A 16,398-nucleotide genomic window follows, 5' to 3' on the forward strand; every position below is an offset into this window, starting at 1 on the left:
AACGCCGAATGTCTAGTTCAAAACCCCGAGTTCCTTGGCTCGCGCCACCGCCTGTGTCCGCCGCTCCACGCCCAGCTTGCTATTGATATGACTGGCATGGGTTTTCACGGTATGCAGCGAGATGAACAACTGCTCGCTGATTTCCTGATTCGAGCAGCCCTGGGCAATCAGCCGCAGGACTGCCAGCTCCCGGCTACTCAATTGTTCGGTGATAGAAGTGTCCTGTGCCATGCGCGACGCTGGAGTCGGAAAATGCTCGAGCAACTGCTGACCGACAGGATTCACAGTGGTCAGCGACAATTGCGCTCGCAACCAGTCAGCGTGATCCTTGATCAGCACATCGAATGGCTGCAACACCCCGCCACTGGCAGCATCGATGGCCTGGGCCAATGCTTTGCGGGCCTCGGCTTCTCGACCGCTCACCAGCAGCAACGCCACCTTCTGTGTCAACGCCATCACACTCAACAACTGCCGCCCGGTTTGCTGACCGTTCTCCAGCAATGCGTTCAATCGGCCTTCGGCGAGCATCGGTTGCCCCTGAATCATGTCAAGCAACGCCCGCTGCAATTCGACATGCAACGGCAACTGCGGATGAAACTCCGGTGGCGCCGCCGCGCGTTCACCGGTGTAGGTCTGGCCCAGTCGAGCCAGCCAGGCTTCAGCCAGATCGATGCGCCCTTGGGCCAGCCACAGCTCACATTTGACCAGAGTGATCATCGCCAGATAATAGATCGGCGGAACGTCCCAGATGTGCATCAGACGTTCGGCCTCGGCCAGCTCGGCGAAGGCCTTGGCGAAATCGCCGCTGCTGCCGTCGAGTCGTGCAATCACGCAGTGGCCGATCAACACACTGATGTCACGACAGGCCCGCGCTTCCGTCAGGCCTGCCTGCAATCGCGCCCTTGCCGCCTGCGGCTGCAACCGCATGGCCAGCAGAAACCCCTCATACAGCGTCAGGCGCGCACGCACGGCGTACAAACGCTGTGCGGACAATCCGCGCAAGCGCTCCAGCCCCTGGTGCACTTCATCGAGCGCGCGCAGGATTTCGCCGCGCGCCTGCAGGACCCGGGCACGATCGTAATGCGCCAACGCCTCGAACAAGGGATTGCCGACGCGCTGCGCCAGTTCAAGCGACTCGCGGTTCAGGCCCCGTGCACGCCACAGATCACCGTCGGCGATTGCCAGATTGGATAAGGTTGAGAGGCACATAAGGCGCTGGCCGTAACGCTTGGCCGGCAGGCTTTCCAGTGCCTCGCTGCAATACTCGATGGTCTGCTCGCGATGGCCCCGTCCACGGGCGATGATGCCTTTGAGCGCCAGCCATTGGGCCAACATCGATTTCTGTGCAGTGGCCGAGGGTGCCGGCAGAAACCGGCTCAGGTGACTGGCGAGTTCTTCGGCAGCATCGAGCTGGCACGCCAATCCCAAAGCCCAGCTGTACAAAACGATCAACCGTGGCGTGCTGATCAACAGGCTGTCGGGCAAGTCCATTTTCCAGCGCAGCAGCATGCCGACGTTCTGTTCGGCCAGCAGCTGTTCCTCGGACAGGTTCTGTACCAGATTGGCTGCGACATCCAGATGTCCTGCGCGCAGGGCCTGCTCCACCGCTTCATCCAGCAGGCCCTGGGCATTGAACCAGCGGCAGGCGCGCAAGTGCAGCGTGGCGGCCGGGACTATCGCCCGGGTGATCGGCCGACTGCGCAACAGATCGGAAAACAGATGGTGATAGCGATACCAGTGACCGTGCTCGTCCAGCGGCACCAGGAACACCTGATGCGCCAGCAGGAAACGCAGGATTTCGGCACTGTCGTGGGCTTCGCGCACAGCATCGCAAAGCTCGCTGCAAAAGCGCTCCTGCGGTGCGGTGTCATAAAGGAACGCTTGCACCTCGGCCGGCAGACAGTCGATGACTTCCTCCAGCAGGTATTCACGGATCAGCCCTTCCCCGCCGTTCAAAGCCTGCGGCAACGCCGATTCGGTACCTGCTTCAGAAATCGCCAGCAACCAGAATCGCAACCCCGCCACCCAGCCTTCACTGCGCTGGATCAGGCTTTCCAGCGCTTCACCGCGCAAAGAGCTGCTGTGGCGATCGAGTAACGTGAGGGCTTCGTCATGGGTCAGGCGCAGATCCTGCTCATGCAACTCCAGCAACTGCCGCGACAGACGCAAGCGCGCCAGATGCCAGTCCGGGCGCTGCCGACTAGTGACCATGACCAGCAGACCATCGGGCAAATGGTTGAGGAAAAATTGCAGGCAACGATCGAGCACCGGCCCTTGGGCGAGGTGGTAATCGTCGAGTACCAGCAGCAGCGGCGAGGTCGGTAGCAGGTGCAGTGCCAGCTCATCGAGCAAGCCGTCGAGCCATTCTTCGAAGGCGAACGGCTGATGACGCTGGCGCATTTTCAACAAACCGAGTGCGCGGCTGCCGAGTTCGGGAAAGTAGTCCTGCAGGCCCTCGAGCAAGCGCTCGAGGAAGCGTCCCGGATCACTGTCGCGAGCGCTAAGTCCCAGCCACAGGCTTTGCCAATGACCCGGCAGGCTTTGACAGAATTCCACGGCCAGCGAGCTTTTGCCAAACCCGGCCGGGGCGCTGACCAGCAACAGACGTCCACCGAGCCCGGCTTGCAGGCGCTCGCAAAGTCGTGGTCGCAATACGTACCCATCAGGCAGCGGAGGACGGAAAAAACGTCCGTCCAGTGCCGCGACGGCAACGCTTGCGAGACCCGGAAGTGGGGACAGATCAGTCATGGCCGGCTCTTGTTCGTATGGCTGTTGGCGGCGTAGCAGATGCCCGCAGACTAGCCTTAAACGGAGCGGTTATGAAGGTCGTTGCTACAAATGGCTACAAAAAGCCTACGGAAAAACTGCAAGCAAAAAAAACGCCCCGAACCTGTCGGGGCGTTTTCACGAGGATGCGGCCTCGATTTACAGGAGCTTAGCGAACACCATCCTGACGCAGGGCGGCCGGGGTGAAGTCGCTGGTGGTGGCAGTGAAGCCGAAGTCATACGCCGACTTCTCTTCGTTCTTCATGCCCAGTGCCAGGTAACGACCGGATTGCAGGTCGTAGAGGGTTTCCAGGGTGTACCAAGGCACCTGCACGTTGTAGTAGTCCTGGGAGTGGGCTTCCGCCACGCGCCACAGTTGATTGCGACCGTCGTAATGATCGATCACCGCCGCTTGCCAGGTGTCTTCGTCGATGAAGAAGTCACGCTTGGCGTAGATGTGGCGCTGACCTTCCTTCAGGGTCGCGGTCACGTGCCATACACGACGCAGTTCATAGCGCGCCAGATCCTGGTTGATGTGCCCGGCCTTGATGATGTCGGAGTACTTGAGCTTCGGATCGTCGAGCTTGTAACTGTCGGAGGCGATGTACATCTCTTGTTTGCCGACCAGTTTCCAGTCGTAACGGTCCGGCGCACCGTTAAACATGTCCAGGTTATCGGAAGTACGCAGGCCATCCGCCGCTGTACCCGGTCCGTCGTAGGACACTTGCGGAGCGCGACGTACACGACGCTGACCGGCGTTGTAGACCCACGCCGAACGCGGCTCCTTCACCTGGTCGAGAGTTTCGTGTACCAGCAGCACGCCACCAGCCAGACGTGCCGGCGCGGTCACTTTCTGCTTGAAGTAGAACAGGATATTGCCAGGGTTCGCCGGATCGTAGTCCTTCATCTTGTCGCGGAACACGAACTGGTCCTGGAAGTACACCAGGCTGAACGAGCCGTTCGGTTGCGGCGTGGCCTGGGTCACCAGACGGGTCACGCTGCCGCCCCGATAGCGGGTGATATGGTTCCAGATCACTTCCACACCGGTTTTCGGAATCGGGAATGGCACGGCGGTATCGAAGTTTTCCAGGCCGTTGCCGCCCGACACCAGGGTCGTGGTGGTGGCGTTCTTCTTGATGGCTGCGAACACCGCATCCGGCACGGTGGCACCGCGATGGGACGGATAGACCGGCATCTTGAAGGTGTCAGGATAGCGCTGGAACATCGCGTACTGGCCCGGCGCGAGCTTGGCCTTGTACTGATCGACGTTCTGCTTGGTGATGGTGAACAGCGGTTTCTCACTGGCGTACGGATCGGACAGGAAACCTTTGCTGTCAACGGTGCCGGCATTTTTCGACATCGGTTTCCAGGCCGGGATCGAGCCGTCGGCGTTGCCGGCCATTTCGGCGCCCATCGGGGTCAGGCTCTTGCCCAGCTTGTCCGCTTCGGCGGCAGGCACCGCCGCCATGACACCGGTCGCCAGCAGCGACAGGCCCAGAACACCGGCGTGGAACAGACTCTTTGTTATTTTCATAAATTCGTTCGTCCTGAAATGCAGTGCTTAGAAGTTCACGCCGAGGCTGAGCGCCACAAAATCGCGGTCATCCACGGTGGTGTACTTGCCGTCGAAGAAGTTGGTGTAAGCCAGGCTCGCGGTGTAGGTGTTCTGGTACTCGGCATCGACGCCCAGGCTGACGGCCTTGCGACCTTCCTCGAAGTTGCCGCCAGGGCCCGGCGAGTAGCCGCTGACGTCGTGGGACCAGGCCACGTTCGGCTTGAGGTTCACGCCGGCGAAGACATCGTTGTATTCCCAGATTGCACGGCCGCGGTAGCCCCAGGACATCGACGTGGTGAAACCGTCGTTGTCGCAATTGCGGCTGCGGTTGTTCTGCGGCGAACCTGGTCCGGCGCCGTTGATGGTGCCGTTGTTGAGGATGTTGACGCAGGTGTTGGTGGTACCGGTGGCTGGCAGCTCGCCCGGGCCATAGACCGGATCGCGGCCATAGCGCTTGTCGGATCGGCTTTCCAGACCGCCCACGTAAGTCATGCCCACTTCACCCACCAGGGTCAGACGGCTGGCGCCCATGACCTGATCGAAGAAGTGCGTGAAGGTGGTTTGCAGTTGAGTGATTTCCTTGCGCTCGTAGCCATGCAGATCCTGACCCGGCACGCCATTGAGCAGCGATGCGTTGGCGTAAGGGCCACCCAGTGGACGCACACCGGCGAACAGGATGTCGGTGGAGTTCAGTTGCACCGGTGCATTCGGGCGATAGCTGATCTCACCGCTCCACGCCGTACCGGTAGGCAAGGTGGTGGAGAAGCTCAGACCGTAGAGGCGGATGTCTTCAGGGTATTCGACGAAGTACTTCGAATTGCCGGCAACCAACAGAGGCCCGAGTGCCTGAAACGGACCTGGCAATGCAGCTACGCCGTTGTAGACCGATTGCGGCGCGCCGGTGGCACTGAAGATCGGCGCACGACTGTGGTAATTCATGAAGTAGGCACCGAATTCGGTGTCCAGCGGTTCGAACATGTACTTGAGGGACGCGCCCCACTGGCCGCTGTCCCGCGCATCGCGATCGGCGCCGCGCGGCACCAGCACACCTTCTTCATTGACGTTGACGCCGTTGGCCGCCAATGGCCCCAGGGCAATGGCCGGGATCTGCGAGCGCTTGTTCAGTACGCGCAGGTTGTCGGTGCAACCGTCGGCAATGATGTCCGGCTGGGAGAAGAACGTGCCGCAGTTGTCGACGACGGTCTGGTCCCACTCCAGCTGATAGAAGGCTTCGGCCGACAGGTTGTCGGTCAGGCTCTGGGACACGTAGAACATGTTGACCGGGATCAGGCCTTCCTTGATCTCGGCGCCCGGACGACGGAAAGCGGAAACGTCGATCGGGTTGATCGAGTTGATGCCGCCGCCGATGAAGGTACTTTCACCCCAGCTCACCACCTGTTTGCCCAGACGCACGGAGCCCGGCTGATCGGCGATCGCGTAGTTGTGGTAGACGAAGGCGTCGAGGATCTGACCGCCGGCGGACTTGGCGCCTTCCTTGCGGTTGCTGTCGCTGATGTCCTTGAACTCGCGGCTCTCGTCTTTCAGTTCGAAGTCATACCAGTACTTGCCACGGACGAACACGCCGGTGTCGCCGTATTTCAGTTCGAGGTCATGAATGCCCTTGAAGATCTTCGAGAAGGTTTCGCCGCTCTTGAAGTTGGCATGGCCGTCGTCGGAAGTCTGGGACAGACCGTGACCGCCGTTGTTGACGCCGATGAGGTTCTTGTTCGGGCTCTGGGTGGACCAGCTGGCACCGATCGACAGGGAGGAGTCGAACTGGCCTTCGATTTCACCGACGTTGAAACTGACGCCGAATGCGGGCCCGGCGAGCGAAGAAGCAAGACTGACGGCCAGAGGCAGCTTTGCCCGGCGCCAGAACTGGTTTACTGAGGTCATCGACGCTACTCCATGTGCATTATTGTTATGGCAGTGAGTACTTTTAAAAACGCCTGAAGGACCGGGTGCCAGCGGCTTCCCGAAATCGCTTCAATGTTGCATCGCCCCGTTTGTGCGTGTGCCCCGTTCTTAAAAATCCTTGAGCGGACTATAGCCAGCAGGTGGTACTGCTTGATCCCTCTAAAGTGTGATTTGCAGCTGCCGGCCACTCTGGAACAGTCCTTTCGCCAGTCCGACACATGTCGGCACGGCAAGGATGGCTGAAAATTCGAATTTCACAAGCCAAGCGCTTGCTTGGTGGGTCTGGCGCGCCGTTTTCGGCGCGCCAGCGGACGCTCAAAGCGTCGAGAGGAAGGTGCTGTTGTTGGCCTGCCATTCAGTGATGTCGAGGCGGATGCGCTTCTTGTCGAGTTTGCCGACACTGGTCTTGGGAATTTCAGTAACAAGCGCGATCTGGCTTGGTATCGCCCACTTGCTCAAGTGCCCCAGTTCAACGAACGGCTTGAGGTGCTCCTTGAGCTCGCGTGCCCCGATGGCATGCCCTTCGCGGACCACCAGCAAGGCAAACGGACGCTCGCCCCACTGCGGATCGGCGATCCCCACCACTGCTACTTCACGTACCGCGATGTGACGACTGATCAGGTCTTCGAGGTCCAGCGAGGAGATCCATTCGCCGCCGGTCTTGATCACGTCCTTGATCCGGTCGCGGATGTCGATCACACCCATGGCGTCGAGCGTCGCCACGTCGCCGGTGTGCAGCCAGCCGCCGGCCCACAGCTCGGCGCCCTTCTGCGGTTCGTTGAAATAGCCTTCGGTCAGCCACGGTGCGCGCAGCACCAGTTCGCCCTGGGTCTCGCCGTCGGCCGGGAGAAAATTGCCTTCGGTATCGACGATCGCCGCTTCGACCAATGGCCCCGGCACGCCGGCCTTGATTCGATAGGTGGTGCGCTCGTCTTCGGTGCCCGCCATCAACTCATCATTCAGATGCGCGCACGAAACCAGTGGCCCGGTTTCCGACATGCCGTAAGCAGCCGTCAGCTGAATGCCTTTGCTCTTCGCCGTTTCATACAGCGTGCGGTTCAGCGCACTGCCGCCGATGACGATTTTCCAGCCGCCGAAATCGGTGCCCTGCGCGCCCTTGGCATTGAGCACCATCTGCAGGATGGTCGGCACACAGTGGGAGAACGTGACCTTTTCCTTGCGCCACAACTCGACCAGGAATTCCGGGTCATAACGCCCCGGATAAACCTGCTTGAGCCCGAGCATGGTCGCCACATACGGCAGACCCCAGGCATGCACGTGGAACATCGGGGTGATCGGCATGTACACGTCGTTGGTGCCCAGCAACCGCACGCTGTCGATGGCGCCCATGATGGTCGACACACCCATGGTGTGCAGCACCAGTTGCCGATGGGTGAAATACACGCCCTTCGGATTGCCGGTGGTGCCCGTGGTGTAGAACGTGGTGGCGACCGAGTTTTCGTCAAAATCCTGGAAGTCGTACTGCGGACTCGCGGCCGCCAGCAGTTGCTCGTACTCGCCGACCAGATTCGGCAGATCGGCGGTTTTTTCCGGCAGATCGGTCAGCAGCAGGGTTTTCTCCACCGTGGTCAGGTGTGGCGCAATGGCCTGGTACAGCCCGACGAACTCGCTGTTGACCAGCACGAAGCGGTCCTCGGCGTGGTTCATGGTGTAGAGGATCTGTTCCGGCGACAGGCGCACGTTGATGGTGTGGATCACCGCGCCGATCATCGGAATCGCAAACATGCACTCCAGGTAGCGATGGCTGTCCCAGTCCATCACCGCCACGGTGTCACCAGCCTTGACCCCGGCCGCCGTCAGCACGTTGGCCAGCCGCGCGACCCGCTCGATCAGGGTCGGGTAGCTGTAGCGCAGCTGGTCACGGTAGATGATCTCGCGGGTTTTCTCGTAACGGGCACCGGACATCAGCAGCCGTTTAATCAGCAGTGGATACTGGTACGCCCCTTCGGCGGGCGGAATGACGCGAGTCTGCAACATAAGAATCCCTTTTCTGACTGCACGGTGTTGGCTTTGGAGTTTCGTACTCTAGAACCGTTATACGTCAGCCAAATCAGCCAAAGGAATGATTTGCAGAGCCGTACAAATGCTAGCTTTGCGCCAGCATTTGCCGAAACAGATGACAGCGCAGAAGGATCAATGCATCTCGGTGAACGCGAGTTTCACGCCGATGGCGATCAGCACCGCGCCCATGGTGCGGTCGAACCAGTGGCCCATGCGGGCGAAACCGGCGCGCACGCGTTGCTGGCTGAACAACATGGCCACCAGGCAGAACCAGGTGGCGGTCGCAACGGCGAGATAAATGCCGTAACCGGCCTGGACTGTCAGCGGGGTGTGCGGGTTGATCACCACGGTGAACAGCGACAGGAAGAACAGCGTGGCTTTCGGGTTCAGGCCGTTGGTCACGAAACCCGAGGTGAAGGCGCCACGGGCGGTGCGCTCGCCGGCCTCTTTATGCAGATCATCGGTCACGGTTTTCGCCGGTTGCGCGCGCAGGGCCTTGAAGCCGATGTACAGCAGGTACGCGGCGGCGGCCCATTTGAGGGCGTTGAACAGCACGATCGATTGGGAAACGATCAGGCCGATCCCCAGCAGCGAATAGCCGACGTGCAGGAAAATCGCCGTGCCCACGCCCAACGCGGTCCAGGTCCCGGCGCGTCGACCGTGGGTCACGCTTTCGCGCACCACCACGGCGAAATCAGGACCGGGGCTGGCAACGGCCAACAGGTGGATCAGGGCAACGGTCAAGAATTCGGTCCAGTACATGGGGGCTCCTTTCGGCCAAGCGTAACGAGTTGTTTCATTTGGTAGGCTCGGCAGATTACGCCTTCCCTTCAAAGCACGACAGGTACAGTTGATGACGAACGCCCACCACGCCGTATTCCTCGATCACCCTTCGCTGGATCTTGGCGATCTCGATCTGAGCCCTTTGCGTGACTGCTTCAGTGATCTGCAACTGTTCGCCCAGACGTTGCCTGCGCAGGTAGCCGAGCGCCTGCAAGGTGCAACCGTGGCGATCAGCAACAAAGTGCTGATCGATGCTGCCGCCATGGCCGCCAACCCACAACTGAAACTGATCCTGATCACCGCGACCGGCACCAACAACGTCGATCTGGCCGCCGCCCGCGCCCACGGCATCACCGTGTGCAACTGCCAGGGCTACGGCACCCCGTCGGTGGCGCAGCACACGATCATGCTGCTGCTCAACCTCGCCACGCGCCTGGCCGATTATCAAAAAGCCGTCGGTGAAGGTCGCTGGCAGCAGGCGAAACAGTTCTGCCTGCTGGATTACCCGATCGTTGAGCTGGAAGGCAAAACCCTTGGCTTGCTCGGTCACGGCGAACTCGGCGGCGCGGTCGCGCGTCTGGCCGAAGCCTTCGGCATGCGCGTGTTGTTGGGGCAGATTCCGGGGCGACCGGCCCGTCCGGATCGTCTGCCGCTGGAAGAATTGCTGCCGCAGATCGACGCCCTCACCCTGCACTGCCCGCTCAACGAACACACTCGGCACTTCATCGGCGCCCGCGAACTCGCTTCGATGAAACCCGGCGCTTTCGTGGTCAACACCGCCCGTGGTGGACTGATCGACGAACAGGCCCTGGCCGATGCCCTGCGCAGCGGTCATCTGGGCGGCGCGGCCACCGATGTGCTGAGCGTCGAACCGCCGACCCAAGGCAATCCGCTGCTGGCCGCCGACATCCCGCGCCTGATCATTACCCCGCACAACGCCTGGGGCAGCCGCGAAGCGCGGCAGCGAATCGTCGGCCAACTGGTGGAAAACACCCAGGCGTTCTACAGCGGTAAGGCGCTGCGGGTCGTCAGTTGATAAACTGCGGCACTTTTTTTCACAGGAGCAGTTATGGATCCGCGCAGTGAAGTACTGCTTCGTCAGGCCGAGTTATTCCAGGGTTCAGTGTTGCTGGCCGGTTTGCCTGCCGATGATCTTTTGGGGCGCCTGCCCGAGGCGTTTGGCTGGTGCTGGCACGCCGGCGACCAGGCTGCACTCGATGCGCGTTTCGAAGGCCGCAGCCATTTTGGCGTGAACGTGCCGGAGCGCGAATTCACCAACGCCGTGGTGTTCCTGCCCAAGGCCAAGGACCTGACCGATTACATCCTCAATGCCGTGGCTTCACGCCTGGCCGGACGCGAGGTGTATCTGGTTGGGGAAAAACGCAGCGGTATCGAAGGCGCCTCCAAACAGCTCAACCCGTTCGGCAAGCCGCGCAAGCTCGACAGCGCGCGCCATTGCCAATTGTGGCAAGTGACGGTGGCCAACGCTCCCGAAGCCAAACCGCTGGAAAGCCTGGCGCAGACCTACGAACTGCCGCTGGCCGAAGGTCCGTTGAAAGTCATCAGCCTGCCAGGCGTATTCAGCCACGGCCGACTGGATCGCGGCAGCGCCCTGCTGCTGGAACATCTGGACAAACTGCCGAGCGGCCATCTGCTGGACTTTGGTTGCGGCGCCGGCGTGCTGGGTGCGGCGGTCAAGCGTCGTTACCCGCACAATCAGGTCACGTTGCTCGACGTTGATGCCTTCGCTGCCGCCAGCAGCCGTTTGACCCTGGCGGCCAACGGTCTGGAAGCCGAGGTGCTGACCGGTGACGGCATCGATGCCGCGCCGATGGGTTTGAACGCGATCCTGAGCAACCCGCCGTTCCATGTCGGTGTGCATACCGACTATTTCGCTACCGAAAACTTGCTACGAAAAGCGGCCAAACATCTGAAAAACGGTGGCGAACTTCGCTTGGTTGCCAACAGCTTCCTGAAATATCAACCGCTGATCGAAGAGCATCTCGGGGTCTGTGCGATCAAGGCCGAAGGCAATGGATTCCGGATTTACCGGGCCAAGCGCGGCTGAAAATTAGCACTTGCCGAATGGATTCTGCCTAGGCAGAATCCGCTCCGTCCTAGGGGAGTAGTCTCCCACGAGCGCCATGCTCGTCCGGCATACGTCAACATACTTGATCCTCAGATCATGGCGTATGCGACCCAAGCGTCCGCAGCAGACGGATCGCAGGGTTTGACAAGACCTATGACACGCACACCTTACCCGGGGCGGGAAGGCTGTACGTGTCATAGCCGTGTCGACCCGCCCCTTAGGAAATCCTGATGCTGGACTCGTTACTCGTTCCCACCGCAATCGTTGCCTTGGCCGAAATCGGCGACAAGACGCAACTGCTCGCGCTGATTCTGGCCGCTCGCTTTCGCAAACCCTGGCCGATCATCGCCGGTATCGTCGCTGCGACCCTGGCCAACCACGCGGCAGCCGGTGCGGTCGGCGCCTGGTTCGGCAGTTTCTTCTCCGATTCGGTCCTGCACTGGATTCTTGCCGCGAGCTTCGCCGCCACCGCCCTGTGGACGTTGGTGCCGGACAAGATGGATGACGATGAAGCCAGCACCGCCCGCAAGTTCGGGCCATTCCTGACCACGCTGATTGCGTTCTTTCTTGCGGAAATCGGCGACAAGACTCAGATCGCCACCGTGATGCTGGCCGCGCAATACCCGGAGCTGTGGCTGGTGATTATTGGCACCACGGCGGGCATGCTGATCGCGAACGTGCCGGTGGTACTGGCGGGTAATTTTGCGGCGGAGAAACTGCCGCTGACCCTGATCCGTCGACTGGCGGCCTCGGCGTTCCTGATCCTGGCGATTGTCGCGGTGTACAAGGCGATGCAGAGCAGCGGCTGGGTTTGATCCGGCAGATCGCTCCCGCATTGAGTGCGGGAGCGATCATGGCTTCAGGACTTGGGCGCCTTTTCGTAAAGCGGCATGACCTTCGGAATCGCCGCCTGCAACGCAGCCGTGCGGCTGCTGGAAGACGGGTGAGTGCTCATGAACTCCGGCGGCGCGCCTTCAGAGGCCTTGCTCATCTTGTCCCACAAAGTGATGGCGGCGTTCGGGTTGTACCCGGCACGCGCGGCGAGTTCCAGACCGATCAGGTCGGCTTCGTTCTCGTTGGCGCGGCTGTTGGGCAGGGTCATGCCGTAGTTGGCCACGGTATCGGCCAGCGCCAGGCTGTCCTGACCCAGGCCGAGCAACGCACCGGCGCCCTGCTTGGCCATTTCGATGCCATAGGCCTTGGACATCGCTTCACGACCATGCTCGCGCAAGGCGTGGGCGATTTCATGGCCCATGACTGCGGCGATTTCATCGTCGGTGAGTTTCAGGCTGTCGATCAGCCCGGTGTAGAAAATGATCTTGCCGCCAGGACCGCAGTTGGCGTTGAGCTCGTCGCTCTTGATCAGGTTGACTTCCCATTTCCACTGCGCAGCGTCCGGGCGGAAGTTCGGTGCCTGAGCGATCAGACGGTTTGCAATCGCCTGAACACGCTTGGCATCGTTGCTGGTCTTGTCCAGCACACCTTTGCTGGACGCTTCGCCCACGGTCTTCTGATAGGACTGGGCATACATCTGGTCGACCTCTTGCGAGGACAGCATGCTGAACATGTACTGCTTGCGTTCCACGCCCACGGCACCGCCGCTGGTGGTGTTGACCGACTGACAACCGGCCAGCAACAGCGCTGCGCTCAGTGCACTTACAACCAATGTCTTGTTCATTCAAAAGCTCCCTGAAAACCTGTCGCGTATCCTAGGCGGGTAATTGTATCGGCGCCAGATACAACGGACGTGATGCATCCACTTTCGCAAGCCCCGCCCGCCCCTGTAGGAAAAGATTCACATCCGCCGCCAATCCCTCTGCCACAGCGTCGCGCACTGATCCATTTGCGACATCCGCCCTCAATTGATCCCTCGTCACCTCATGGCGCAATAGTGGCTGCCGATACAACAGCGCAGACGTCCTCTCGCGTGCGGAGCTCCCATGAAGTTCAAGTCGATCCAGTTTTCCGTGGCCGCCCTGGCCGGCGCCATCGTACTCAGCGTGGTCGCCGCGCTGGTGCTGTATGCGCTGTTCTCCGGTGCCCGCACCCAGGAAATGGTCCAGCAACGGACCCAGGCCCAGTTCGAGCAAGTCATCGAACAGCGCCTGACGTCGCTGGCGCAGACTCAGGTCAGCCAGATCCAGCGCGAACTCGAAGCGCCGCTGCTGATTGCCGGCGGACTGGTACGCGTCAACGCCCTGCTCGGCACACCGGGCGCCGACGGCCAGCCACGACTGACCGTCAGCCGTGAGCAACTGATCAGCCTGATCAAGGAAAACGTCGAGAAGAATCCGAAGATTCTCGGCACTTACATTGGCTGGGAAAAAAACGCACTGGATCACAATGACGCGGCCTACGTCGGCACCCAGGTTGTCGGGATCGACCCTGGCAACGGGCGCTTCCTGCCGTGGTGGTTCCGCAATGACGACGGCACCCTGGGCCTGGACAAACTGGTGGACGTCGACGACCAGAAAGTCCTGTCCACCGGCGTGCGCGCCAGCGAGTACTACCTGTGCTCGAAAGAAACCAAAAAGCCCTGCGTGATCGACCCGGCCCCGTACAAGGTCGGCGACAAGATCGTCATGCTCGCCTCCTTCATTGAACCGATCATGCTCAACGGCGCCTTCCAGGGCATCGTCGGCGCCGACCTGTCAGTGAACTTCATCCAGGAAATGCTCCTGAGCGCCAACCAGAAACTGTACAGCGGCGCCGGGCAAATGGCCCTGATCGGCGGCAACGGCCGGATCGTCGCCTACACCAAGGACCCGAGCAAATTCGGCGAGAAGGTCAGCGACATCCTCGACGCCCAGCAGATTGCCAACATGGCCAATCTCAAGCGCGGCGAAGTGACTTACACCGTCAATAAAGAGCAAGGCCGGATCGAGTTGTACCTGCCATTCGGCATCGGCCAGACCGACGCACGCTGGACGCTGATGCTGCAACTGCCGCTCGACGCGGTGATGGCCGATCTGCAAAAGCTCCAAGGCGACCTCGACGCCCAGCGCAAATCCGACACCTTCGGCATGGCCATGGTCGGCCTGATCATTGCCGGCCTCGGCCTGCTGGTGATCTGGCTGGTGGGCCACGGCATCGCCCGTCCGCTCAAACAAATGGTGACCATGCTCGATGACATCGCCCAAGGCGAAGGCGACCTGACCCGTCGCCTGACCAGTGATCGCAACGACGAACTCGGTTCAATCGCCAAAGGCTTCAATACCTTCCTCGCCAAATTGCAGGGGATGATCACGCAGGTGGTGTCGTCGGTACAGAGCGTCAGCGATTCCTCGGAGCACACGGCGGACATCGCGATCCGCACCAATATCGGCATTCAGAAACAGATGGCCGAAATCGATCAGGTCGCCACCGCCGTGCAGGAAATGACTGCCACCGCGCAAGACGTGGCGCGTAACGCGACCCAGGCAGCACAAGCGGCCAGCCACGCCGATCAGGCCGCCAGCCAGGGCATGCAGATCGTGCGCGACACCTCCAACTCGATTGGCGTACTGGCCGTGGAAATCGGCAAGGCTGTGGACGTGGTGCAGACCCTGGCCAAGGACAGCGAGAACATCAACGCGATCCTCATCGCCATTCGCGGGATCGCCGAGCAGACCAATCTGCTGGCCCTCAACGCGGCGATTGAAGCGGCTCGTGCGGGTGAACAAGGACGCGGTTTTGCGGTAGTGGCCGATGAGGTGCGCAACCTGGCGCAGAAGACCCAGAAGGCCACCGAAGAAATCCAGAGCATGATCCAGCAACTGCAACAGGGCACCCGCGATGTGGTGCGGGTCATGGAGGACAGCCAGAACCGCACCGACGAAAGCGTGCAGCACGCGGCCAAGGCCGCGGAGGCGCTGGAGACCATTACTCAGGCGGTGTCGGTGATCAACGACATGAACACCCAGATCGCCAGCGCCGCCGAAGAACAGAGCGCGGTGGCCGACGATATCAACCGCAATGTGATCAATATCGGTCAGGTGGCGAACGAAGTGGCGGGTGGTGCGGATGAGTCGAGTTCGGCGAGTGCCGATCTGACCAAACTGGCGGAGCAGCAGCGGCGGTTGATCAATCAGTTCAAGGTCTGACCGATCAGGCCGGAGTCAGGCACTCCGGCCCGTTGAGCTTCGGATCATTGACCAGGTTCGCCAGCACCCGCTCGCGCAAGGCGGCGGGTTCGCTGGCGAGCAGGCCTTGCAGGACATGCAGCGGCGTTTCCGGATCAAGCCACGCCGCCTGCCCCGCCTCATCGAGAATCAATGGCCGGCGCTGACTGGCCGCCGACTGGGTGATCACAGCCGTGCTCAGCCACACCTGTTCCTGCACCGGATACGCCTCCCAGATCGCCGCAAAAAACAACGAAGCCCCCTCCCCCGGCGTCAGCCAGTACGGCCGTTTGCGCACATTGCCGCGCCATTCGTAGAAACCGTTGGCCGGCAGCAGGCAGCGGCGCAGGCGCAGGGCCTCGCGAAACATCGGTTGCTCGGCGACGGTTTCGGCCCGGGCGTGGGCCGGGGTGCGCGACAGGTCGGTCAGCCACGGCGGTGTCAGCCCCCAACGGGCACGGGCCAGCGTGCGCTGGCCGTCGGGTTCGGCGCGCAGCATCAACACCGAATCGTTGGGGGAAATGTTCCACTGCGCCTGCTGATCGGCAGGAAAACCTGGCAGGCTCGCGAAATCGCGGTTCCAGCGAAACAGGGCATAACGTCCACACATGGGGCAGCACGACTCACAAATAAAACGAACGCCAGCCTAACAGACCAGCGTCCCGGGATAGCTGTCCGGTTCATCGCCGGGCAGCGGCAGCGCGGCATTGTACGCACTGATCAGCTCGCGGGCGTATTCGGCCTGGTCGTTATCGACCGACAGGCCCAACAGGCCAAAGATCGGCAACTCGCCCGTGCCGCCCAGCAGATCGCGCCCGACCAGATGCGCCTCGATGCCCTCGCTGGCGAGCATGCCCTTGAGCATCTCGCCCTCCATCAGGTTTTCCGGTTCGTAGATTCGCTGCATGGGCGCGCCTCACTCGTTTTCGCTGAAGACTTCCAGAAACCAGTCCTCTCCATGGACCTGCAACACAAAGGTGATCGGCCGACAACACACCTGACAGTCTTCAATATAGGTCTGGTCGCCAGCGGAGAGATCCACGGTCGTCTCGACCTCTTCACCACAATACGGACATTCATATACTGCGCTTTCCAGCATCGCGGTCTCCCAGGTGACTTGTGCGTATAATCGCCGGTCTATTTGCAGGGCTATTTTTGTCTGGCTA

The 16,398-nt window shown here is 61.1% G+C and carries 13 protein-coding genes, 1 pseudogene and 1 riboswitch; of the genes and pseudogenes, 5 read left to right on the forward strand and 9 right to left on the reverse strand.

Annotation, left to right across the window (positions count from 1 at the left end; all coding sequences use genetic code 11):
- Window positions 1-12: 12 nt before the first annotated feature.
- The 5 genes from K3819_RS24155 to K3819_RS24175 form a co-directional block, all read right to left on the reverse strand.
- Window positions 13-2,748 carry a LuxR C-terminal-related transcriptional regulator gene (locus tag K3819_RS24155; RefSeq protein ID WP_221398078.1) on the reverse strand — a complete coding sequence of 912 codons (2,736 nt, stop codon included), beginning with the start codon at window positions 2,746-2,748 and terminating at the stop codon, window positions 13-15.
- 187 nt (window positions 2,749-2,935) lie between these two features.
- On the reverse strand, window positions 2,936-4,300 hold the full coding sequence (locus K3819_RS24160) for a DUF1329 domain-containing protein (protein ID WP_085613376.1): 1,365 nt from the start codon (window positions 4,298-4,300) through the stop codon (window positions 2,936-2,938).
- Between the two features lie 27 nt (window positions 4,301-4,327).
- A complete protein-coding gene (locus K3819_RS24165) occupies window positions 4,328-6,217 on the reverse strand; it encodes a DUF1302 domain-containing protein (RefSeq protein ID WP_064383978.1) in 1,890 nt (629 codons plus the stop codon).
- Between the two features lie 336 nt (window positions 6,218-6,553).
- A complete protein-coding gene (locus K3819_RS24170; RefSeq protein ID WP_085613377.1) occupies window positions 6,554-8,236 on the reverse strand; it encodes a fatty acid--CoA ligase in 1,683 nt (560 codons plus the stop codon).
- 156 nt (window positions 8,237-8,392) lie between these two features.
- The gene (locus tag K3819_RS24175) at window positions 8,393-9,022 is read right to left on the reverse strand and encodes a LysE family translocator (RefSeq protein ID WP_007956831.1); all 630 of its coding nucleotides are present in this window, start codon (window positions 9,020-9,022) and stop codon (window positions 8,393-8,395) included.
- 91 nt (window positions 9,023-9,113) lie between these two features.
- Here K3819_RS24175 and K3819_RS24180 point away from each other — a divergent pair, with 91 nt between their 5' ends.
- From K3819_RS24180 to K3819_RS24190, 3 genes are all read left to right on the forward strand, one after another.
- The gene (locus K3819_RS24180) at window positions 9,114-10,079 is read left to right on the forward strand and encodes a 2-hydroxyacid dehydrogenase (protein ID WP_221398079.1); all 966 of its coding nucleotides are present in this window, start codon (window positions 9,114-9,116) and stop codon (window positions 10,077-10,079) included.
- Between the two features lie 33 nt (window positions 10,080-10,112).
- A complete protein-coding gene (locus K3819_RS24185; protein ID WP_085613380.1) occupies window positions 10,113-11,111 on the forward strand; it encodes a class I SAM-dependent methyltransferase in 999 nt (332 codons plus the stop codon).
- Between the two features lie 40 nt (window positions 11,112-11,151).
- Window positions 11,152-11,274, forward strand: a riboswitch (yybP-ykoY riboswitch).
- A gap of 88 nt (window positions 11,275-11,362) precedes the next feature.
- Entirely contained in the window at window positions 11,363-11,947 is a 585-nt protein-coding gene (locus tag K3819_RS24190; RefSeq protein ID WP_007956837.1) for a TMEM165/GDT1 family protein, read from the forward strand.
- A gap of 44 nt (window positions 11,948-11,991) precedes the next feature.
- Here K3819_RS24190 and K3819_RS24195 read toward each other — a convergent pair whose 3' ends face one another.
- Window positions 11,992-12,810: a M48 family metallopeptidase gene (locus tag K3819_RS24195; protein ID WP_039766290.1), complete on the reverse strand. Its 819-nt coding sequence runs from the start codon at window positions 12,808-12,810 to the stop codon at window positions 11,992-11,994.
- Window positions 12,811-14,251: 1,441 nt separating this feature from the next.
- Here K3819_RS24195 and K3819_RS29810 point away from each other — a divergent pair.
- Window positions 14,252-14,308, forward strand: a pseudogene (locus tag K3819_RS29810) (hypothetical protein); the annotation flags it as partial.
- Window positions 14,309-14,509: 201 nt separating this feature from the next.
- Window positions 14,510-15,214: a methyl-accepting chemotaxis protein gene (locus K3819_RS29815; protein WP_409348360.1), complete on the forward strand. Its 705-nt coding sequence runs from the start codon at window positions 14,510-14,512 to the stop codon at window positions 15,212-15,214.
- Between the two features lie 4 nt (window positions 15,215-15,218).
- Here the strand turns inward: K3819_RS29815 and K3819_RS24205 are convergent, their stop codons facing one another.
- Genes K3819_RS24205 through K3819_RS24215 form a run of 3 tightly spaced genes read right to left on the reverse strand, consistent with a single transcriptional unit; the run spans window position 15,219 to window position 16,331 of the window.
- Window positions 15,219-15,842, reverse strand: a complete 624-nt coding sequence (locus tag K3819_RS24205; RefSeq protein WP_085613382.1) for an SOS response-associated peptidase — start codon at window positions 15,840-15,842, stop codon at window positions 15,219-15,221.
- Between the two features lie 36 nt (window positions 15,843-15,878).
- Entirely contained in the window at window positions 15,879-16,139 is a 261-nt protein-coding gene (locus K3819_RS24210; RefSeq protein ID WP_011335895.1) for a putative signal transducing protein, read from the reverse strand.
- A gap of 9 nt (window positions 16,140-16,148) precedes the next feature.
- On the reverse strand, window positions 16,149-16,331 hold the full coding sequence (locus K3819_RS24215; protein ID WP_011335896.1) for a CPXCG motif-containing cysteine-rich protein: 183 nt from the start codon (window positions 16,329-16,331) through the stop codon (window positions 16,149-16,151).
- Window positions 16,332-16,398 lie beyond the last annotated feature (67 nt).

This window comes from Pseudomonas sp. 3-2 (assembly GCF_019710535.1).
GTDB lineage: Bacteria > Pseudomonadota > Gammaproteobacteria > Pseudomonadales > Pseudomonadaceae > Aquipseudomonas > Aquipseudomonas pharyngis.

Bases quoted from the DNA above. Each gene is read 5' to 3' on its own strand.
- K3819_RS24155 (WP_221398078.1), bottom strand. From the start codon at position 2,748: ATGACTGATCTGTCCCCACTTCCGGGTCTCGCAAGCGTTGCCGTCGCG.
- K3819_RS24160 (WP_085613376.1), bottom strand. From the start codon at position 4,300: ATGAAAATAACAAAGAGTCTGTTCCACGCCGGTGTTCTGGGCCTGTCG.
- K3819_RS24165 (WP_064383978.1), bottom strand. From the start codon at position 6,217: ATGACCTCAGTAAACCAGTTCTGGCGCCGGGCAAAGCTGCCTCTGGCC.
- K3819_RS24170 (WP_085613377.1), bottom strand. From the start codon at position 8,236: ATGTTGCAGACTCGCGTCATTCCGCCCGCCGAAGGGGCGTACCAGTAT.
- K3819_RS24175 (WP_007956831.1), bottom strand. From the start codon at position 9,022: ATGTACTGGACCGAATTCTTGACCGTTGCCCTGATCCACCTGTTGGCC.
- K3819_RS24180 (WP_221398079.1), top strand. From the start codon at position 9,114: ATGACGAACGCCCACCACGCCGTATTCCTCGATCACCCTTCGCTGGAT.
- K3819_RS24185 (WP_085613380.1), top strand. From the start codon at position 10,113: ATGGATCCGCGCAGTGAAGTACTGCTTCGTCAGGCCGAGTTATTCCAG.
- K3819_RS24190 (WP_007956837.1), top strand. From the start codon at position 11,363: ATGCTGGACTCGTTACTCGTTCCCACCGCAATCGTTGCCTTGGCCGAA.
- K3819_RS24195 (WP_039766290.1), bottom strand. From the start codon at position 12,810: ATGAACAAGACATTGGTTGTAAGTGCACTGAGCGCAGCGCTGTTGCTG.
- K3819_RS29815 (WP_409348360.1), top strand. From the start codon at position 14,510: ATGACTGCCACCGCGCAAGACGTGGCGCGTAACGCGACCCAGGCAGCA.
- K3819_RS24205 (WP_085613382.1), bottom strand. From the start codon at position 15,842: ATGTGTGGACGTTATGCCCTGTTTCGCTGGAACCGCGATTTCGCGAGC.
- K3819_RS24210 (WP_011335895.1), bottom strand. From the start codon at position 16,139: ATGCAGCGAATCTACGAACCGGAAAACCTGATGGAGGGCGAGATGCTC.
- K3819_RS24215 (WP_011335896.1), bottom strand. From the start codon at position 16,331: ATGCTGGAAAGCGCAGTATATGAATGTCCGTATTGTGGTGAAGAGGTC.